This window comes from Actinacidiphila sp. bgisy167 (genome assembly GCF_965342175.1).
In the GTDB taxonomy this organism is placed as follows: Bacteria; Actinomycetota; Actinomycetes; order Streptomycetales; family Streptomycetaceae; genus Actinacidiphila.
Genome location: NZ_CBDRBL010000155.1, coordinates 1 through 5324 on the forward strand (window position 1 = coordinate 1; position 5324 = coordinate 5324).

Annotated in this window: 6 protein-coding genes, 1 tRNA gene and 1 pseudogene; 5 read left to right on the forward strand and 3 right to left on the reverse strand. The window is 68.0% G+C overall.

The genetic code is table 11. The features are described 5' to 3' along the window. Positions 1 to 144: 144 nt before the first annotated feature. Positions 145 to 606, reverse strand: coding sequence for a GatB/YqeY domain-containing protein (locus ACRWND_RS30120; protein WP_431955036.1), 462 nt, complete (start codon positions 604 to 606; stop codon positions 145 to 147). Positions 607 to 682: 76 nt separating this feature from the next. Between ACRWND_RS30120 and ACRWND_RS30125 the strand changes: the two genes are divergently transcribed. Together ACRWND_RS30125 and ACRWND_RS30130 are read left to right on the forward strand one after the other, a co-directional pair. Next, positions 683 to 1615: a metallophosphoesterase gene (locus ACRWND_RS30125; protein WP_431955038.1), complete on the forward strand. Its 933-nt coding sequence runs from the start codon at positions 683 to 685 to the stop codon at positions 1613 to 1615. A gap of 87 nt (positions 1616 to 1702) precedes the next feature. Further along, a tRNA-Pro gene (locus ACRWND_RS30130) sits at positions 1703 to 1776 on the forward strand. A gap of 269 nt (positions 1777 to 2045) precedes the next feature. On the opposite strand, the pseudogene ACRWND_RS30135 reads toward ACRWND_RS30130, so the two are convergent. Beyond that, positions 2046 to 2294: pseudogene (locus tag ACRWND_RS30135) on the reverse strand (DUF3631 domain-containing protein); the annotation flags it as partial. A gap of 44 nt (positions 2295 to 2338) precedes the next feature. Between ACRWND_RS30135 and ACRWND_RS30140 the strand changes: the two are divergent. Then, positions 2339 to 2785, forward strand: coding sequence for a hypothetical protein (locus ACRWND_RS30140; RefSeq protein ID WP_431955040.1), 447 nt, complete (start codon positions 2339 to 2341; stop codon positions 2783 to 2785). A gap of 89 nt (positions 2786 to 2874) precedes the next feature. Then, the gene (locus ACRWND_RS30145) at positions 2875 to 3036 is read left to right on the forward strand and encodes a hypothetical protein (protein ID WP_431955042.1); all 162 of its coding nucleotides are present in this window, start codon (positions 2875 to 2877) and stop codon (positions 3034 to 3036) included. Between the two features lie 511 nt (positions 3037 to 3547). On the opposite strand, the gene ACRWND_RS30150 is transcribed toward ACRWND_RS30145, so the two are convergent. Then, positions 3548 to 3955 carry a hypothetical protein gene (locus tag ACRWND_RS30150; RefSeq protein ID WP_431955044.1) on the reverse strand — a complete coding sequence of 136 codons (408 nt, stop codon included), beginning with the start codon at positions 3953 to 3955 and terminating at the stop codon, positions 3548 to 3550. 296 nt (positions 3956 to 4251) lie between these two features. Here ACRWND_RS30150 and ACRWND_RS30155 point away from each other — a divergent pair. Next, positions 4252 to 5324 (forward strand): IS630 family transposase (locus tag ACRWND_RS30155; protein WP_431955046.1); only part of this gene is annotated, 1073 nt, incomplete at its 3' end.

Consider the following 5324-nt stretch of genomic DNA (forward strand, 5'->3'; position numbering starts at 1 on the left):
CCCCCCCCCCCCACCCCCCCCCCCCCCCGCCCCCCCCCCCCCCCCCCCCCCCCCCCCCCCCCTCCGGCTTTGTCGTACCGTGCCGGACCCCCGACCGCCGGCGAGCGGCCCCGGGTTGCCCGAGGGCGCCCGAGGTGCCCCCCGTCAGCCGGCCGTGAGCTGCCTGCGCACCTCCGCGGCTACCCGGCCGCCCTCGGCCAGGCCTGCCACCTTCGGGTTGACGATCTTCATGACCGCGCCCATCGCCTTGGGCCCCTCGGCCCCCGACTCCGCGATCGCGGCGGCGACGATGCCGGCCAGTTCCGCGTCGTCCAGCTGCTTGGGCAGGTAGGCGCTCAGCACCTCGCCCTCCGCCAGCTCCCGCTCCGCGGCCTCCTTGCGGCCGCCCTGCTCGAAGGCGTCGGCGGCCTCCCGGCGCTTCTTCGCCTCGCGGGCGATCACCTTCAGCACCTCGTCGTCGGAGAGCTCGCGCGCCTGCTTGCCCGCGACCTCCTCCTTGGTGATGGCGGTGAGGGTGAGACGGAGGGTGGAGGAGGTCAGCGCGTCCCGCCCCTTGATGGCAGCCGTGAGGTCGTCGTGCAGACGCTGCTTGAGCGTGGTGGTCATGGCTCCGAGTCTGCCAGGTCGGCGCCGGGAGGACCGTGGATTTATCCCTGACGAGCCGTCTGCCACCATGGAGGACATGCGCGCGCGATACGGAGTACCCCTGGGCATCACAGCTGCCGGCGCGGCCTGCGTGGCCTACGCGGCCGGAATCGAGGCGCGGTCCTTCCGCCTGCGCAGGGTGCGGGTGCCGGTCCTGCCGGCCGGAATGCGGCCGATCCGCGTCCTGCAGCTCTCCGACATCCACATGGTCAGCGGCCAGAACAAGAAGCGCCGCTGGCTGCAGTCGCTGGCCGGGCTGCGTCCGGACTTCGTGATCAACACCGGCGACAACCTCTCCGACCCCCACGGCGTCCCGGAGCTGCTCGACGCCCTCGGCCCCCTGCTCGACCTTCCCGGGGCGTACGTCTTCGGCTCCAACGACTACTACGCCCCCAAGCTGCGCAACCCCGCCCGCTACCTCGTCGAGCGCGTCCGGGGCGTACACGGCCTCAACGGCAAGAACGACCCCGCCGTGGGCGTCGCCCGCAACCCCTGGGAGGAGGTCCGCGACGCCTTCGACGTCGCGGGGTGGGTCGGGGTCAACAACACCCGCGGCCGCCTCAAGCTCGACGACGGCATCGAGATCGCCTTCGCGGGCCTCGACGACCCCCACATCCGGCGTGACCGCTACACCGCCATCGCCGGCGGCCCCGACCCGGACGCCGACCTCTCCCTCGCCGTCGTCCATGCCCCCTACCTGCGGGTACTCGACTCCTTCGCCGCCGACCGCTACCCACTGATCCTCGCCGGCCACACCCACGGCGGACAGCTGTGCATCCCCTTCTACGGGGCCCTGGTCACCAACTGCGACATCGACACCGACCGGGTCAAGGGCCTGTCCACCCACGAGGCCGCCGGCCACCGCTCCTACCTGCACGTCTCCGCAGGTTGCGGTACCAACCGCTACACCCCGGTCCGCTTCGCCTGCCCGCCCGAGGCCACTCTGCTCACCCTCGTGCCGGGCGTCTGAGCCACCCGCGAAAACCGGATTTCGTCTCCGGCGGGAGGTCCGCTAGAGTAATCCACGTCGCGCCGGGCCAAGGCCACGATGCGACACCGGGGTGTGGCGCAGCTTGGTAGCGCGCTTCGTTCGGGACGAAGAGGCCGTGGGTTCAAATCCCGCCACCCCGACCCAGGTCAGAGGCCCATTCGCATGATCGCGAATGGGCCTCTTTCATGCCTAGGGGGCCAAACCGGGGGCCGACCGAATGTGGTCAGGCCACCGCGTCACCCTCATCCTCGTCCTCCGCGGCCGTGTCTTCCTGATCTTCAGCGAAGATGTCATCCATCGCTTCGGCGCCCTTCGTGATCACAGGCCGGAGCTGTTTCCGGTAGACCGCCTCATACGGGTAGCGGTAGCGGATCGAGCGGCGAGGTAGCGGATGCGCGGGGGCTACCCGCTACCGGTTTTGGGGCTCTGACCTGCGCGGTAGCGGAGGTAGCGGAAGTAGCGGACTTTCAGAGGGGGGAGGGCAGTACCGCTGCCAGGCGTCATGGAGGTCGGTTGCGTAGTAGCCCTTCATGACGTTGCCACCGGTCTTGATGTTGCGTGCGGCGATGGGGGTGCTGTCGCCGGTCATGTACTCGCGCAGCATCCGAGACAGGCCCCGGGCGTCCAGCGGTTTGCCGGCCATGTCCGCCCACGGCGCCCTCACGGCGGGACGGAGACAAGGAGATCCTGGCAGCGTCTGGCATGGAGACGCTGGAGATCGCGAGCCGTCTCAACCGGTCTGACGTCGACAATGCCACGCTCGATGCTCTTCGGATCACGACGGACCGGCTCGCCTCGGAGTACCCGTTCATGCCGACCGAGCAGCTCCTCATTGAGGGCCGGCAGTGGCTTCGCCGGGTCGTCGAGCTGCACACGAAGAGCCTCACGCTCGCGCAGCACCGCGAAGTTCTCGCCCTGTCGGGCTGCCTCACCCTTCTGGTCGGCTGCGTCGAGTACGACACGGGCGATCGTCACGCTGCAGAGTCGACGCGTCGCGCCGCCCTCTCTCTCGCTACCGAATCCGACCACGCAGAGGTGCCGGGTGGGCGCACGAGATGCGGACATGGTTCGCTCTCACAACCGGTGACTACCGCGGCGTCATCGCGGCGGCGCTGGCAGGAGCCGACACGGCGGCGCATCACGGCGTAGCTGTACAGCTCGCAGCACAGGAAGCCAAGGCGTGGGGGCGCCTCGGGGACCGCCGGCAAGTGGAGGTGGCCTTGGACAAGGGACGGCGGTTGCTCGAAGGGATGCCGTACCCCGAGAACCTGGACAACCACTTCGTGGTGGACCCCGCCAAGTTCGATTTCCACACGATGGACTGCTACCGCCTGGTTGGTGAGGACAAGCTCGCGCGCACGCTCGCCGAAGAGGTGCTGAGGGCGGGGACCCGACTTTGACGGCACCGAGCGGTCACCGATGCGCAACACTGAAGCCCGGGTCACGCTCGGTGTCACGGCAGCACGTGAGGGCGACTTGGAGCAGGCACTCGTCATGGGGGGGCGGGCCCTTCAAGGGGATCGGCAGTCGGTGCCGTCACTCATCATGACCAGCCGCGAACTCGCTGCCGAGATGCGGCGCCGGTACAACTCCGAACCGTCGGCGCAGGACTACCCTGGGCGCCTCCGCTCACTCGCTGAGCAGAAGCCCGGATTCATGCCCCGATGAGCCCTCTAGGTGTCCCTGACTTGCACGAATCGCGGTGCACGACTGGTCTGGTACGTTGCCTCGAACGTGATGGATGTTGCTCCTCCGGCATCACGACCACGGCTGTCAGTGGGCACTGTGCATCGTGAAGGACAGTTGGATCGCAGCCGTTGAACCGCTGTCCTGTTGCTGTACCGCGACGGTGCTCGCGTCGATTCCGGTCGAGTCCATGGCCGTTGCGCCTGACGCGCCGGTCGGCTTCCGCTACTTGCGGCTGAGGGTTTGGTGTTTCCCGTACGAAGGATCTCCCACGCTGTGCCGCATTTGCGGATGCGCCTTCGAGCCGCCGAATTCCCACGGGTTGCCGTCGCAGACGGTGGTCCCCAACTTCTCCGCTTCCTTGTCGTCGGGATACAAGAACCACTTGCCGGTGCCGCTGCACTCCGACACCTTGTCGCCATCGTTATTGAACTCGGCAAGGTTGGTTACGACGACGGTGCCATCGTCCTTGAAGAGAAGGGTCCCGGTATCGCCCTCGGTCCAGGTGCCTACGATGCCGGCCCGAGCCAGTGTCTGTTGCTGCCATATGCACCCTGTGGCCAGCGTCAACACCGCGACTGCCAAGACCACTCCACGCAACCCCGCGGCGACCCGCCCTCGTTCATCACGCATGGCTCCCCCTTGCGTACGTCAAACCCCGGTTGCTTCACACATCTGATCGTCAAGCGCCCACATTGCCACGAAAATTGAACATGTTCAACTCTGCTCGGTGTGCACTGGCGGCCCCGCTCCACACCGCAAATGAGTTCAGCGGTGGCCCCGGATTCGACGTAATTCGGGGGTTCTGGAGGCAGCGGCAGAGTGAAACTGCTGGTCAAGGGCGCGTGGGCTGGAGTCGCACGCGAAAGTGCCTAGTGTCGCGTGAATGAAGTTCTTGGACAGTTGGTTGGTGTGCGGTTGAATGGCGTATGCCTGTTGCTGCGCCGTTGGCCGTCTCCGATGCGGACCGTGAGGTCCTGCGTTCCTGGGTGCGTTCTCCGTCGACCGCGTCGGGGCTGGTGACGCGGGCCCGGATCGTGCTGCTGGCGGCCGAGGGCGCCTCGAACACCGAGATCGCGCGGCGGCTGGAGCTGTCCCGGCAGACCGTGGTCACCTGGCGGGGTCGCTACCGCTCGGCCGGCCTGCCCGGGCTGGAGGACCGGCCTCGCTCGGGCCGGCCCACCACTGTGGACGAAGCCGAGGTCGTGGTGCGCACGCTGGAGGGCCCGCCGGAGAAGTTGGGCGTGACGCACTGGTCGTCCCGGTTGCTGGCCAGGGAGGTGGGCCTGTCCAACGTGGCGGTGGCCAAGGTCTGGCGCAAGTGGAGGATCCAGCCCTGGCGCGCGGAGACCTTCAAGTTCTCCACCGACCCGGAGCTGGAGGCGAAGGTCCGCGACGTGGTCGGACTGTACCTGGCCCCGCCGGAGAAGGCCGTGGTGGTCTGCGTGGACGAGAAGAGCCAGATCCAGGCGCTGGACCGGACCGCGCCGATGCTGCCGGTGCGGCCCGGCCTGGCTGAGCGGCGCACCCACGACTACGTGCGGCACGGCACGACCACGCTGTTTGCCGCGCTGGAGGTCGCCACCGGGAAGATCACCGCCGACGCCTGCCACACCCGGCACCGCAACGACGAGTTCCTGAGCTTTCTCAAGCAGGTCGCCAAGGCCCACCCGAGGGTGAAGCTGCACGTGGTCGTCGACAACTACGCGACGCACAAGCACCCTCGCGTGAAGGCCTGGCTGGCGAAGAACCCCCGGATCACCCTGCACTTCACACCGACCTCCTGCTCGTGGCTGAACCTGGTGGAGATCTTCTTCGGCATCATCACCCGGCAGGCCATACGCCGCGGCACCTTCACCTCCGTCGCCGACCTGAAGGACGCCATCCGCCGGTACATCGACGCCTACAACGACCGCTGCCAGCCCTTCACCTGGACCAAGACCGCCGACGAAATCCTCGAACACGCCACATCCAAGCGTCCAAGAACTTCATTCACGCGACA

Excerpts from the sequence above, each read along its gene's own strand:
- ACRWND_RS30120 (WP_431955036.1), bottom strand. The coding sequence starts at position 606 with ATGACCACCACGCTCAAGCAGCGTCTGCACGACGACCTCACGGCTGCC.
- ACRWND_RS30125 (WP_431955038.1), top strand. The coding sequence starts at position 683 with ATGCGCGCGCGATACGGAGTACCCCTGGGCATCACAGCTGCCGGCGCG.
- ACRWND_RS30140 (WP_431955040.1), top strand. The coding sequence starts at position 2,339 with ATGGAGACGCTGGAGATCGCGAGCCGTCTCAACCGGTCTGACGTCGAC.
- ACRWND_RS30150 (WP_431955044.1), bottom strand. The coding sequence starts at position 3,955 with ATGCGTGATGAACGAGGGCGGGTCGCCGCGGGGTTGCGTGGAGTGGTC.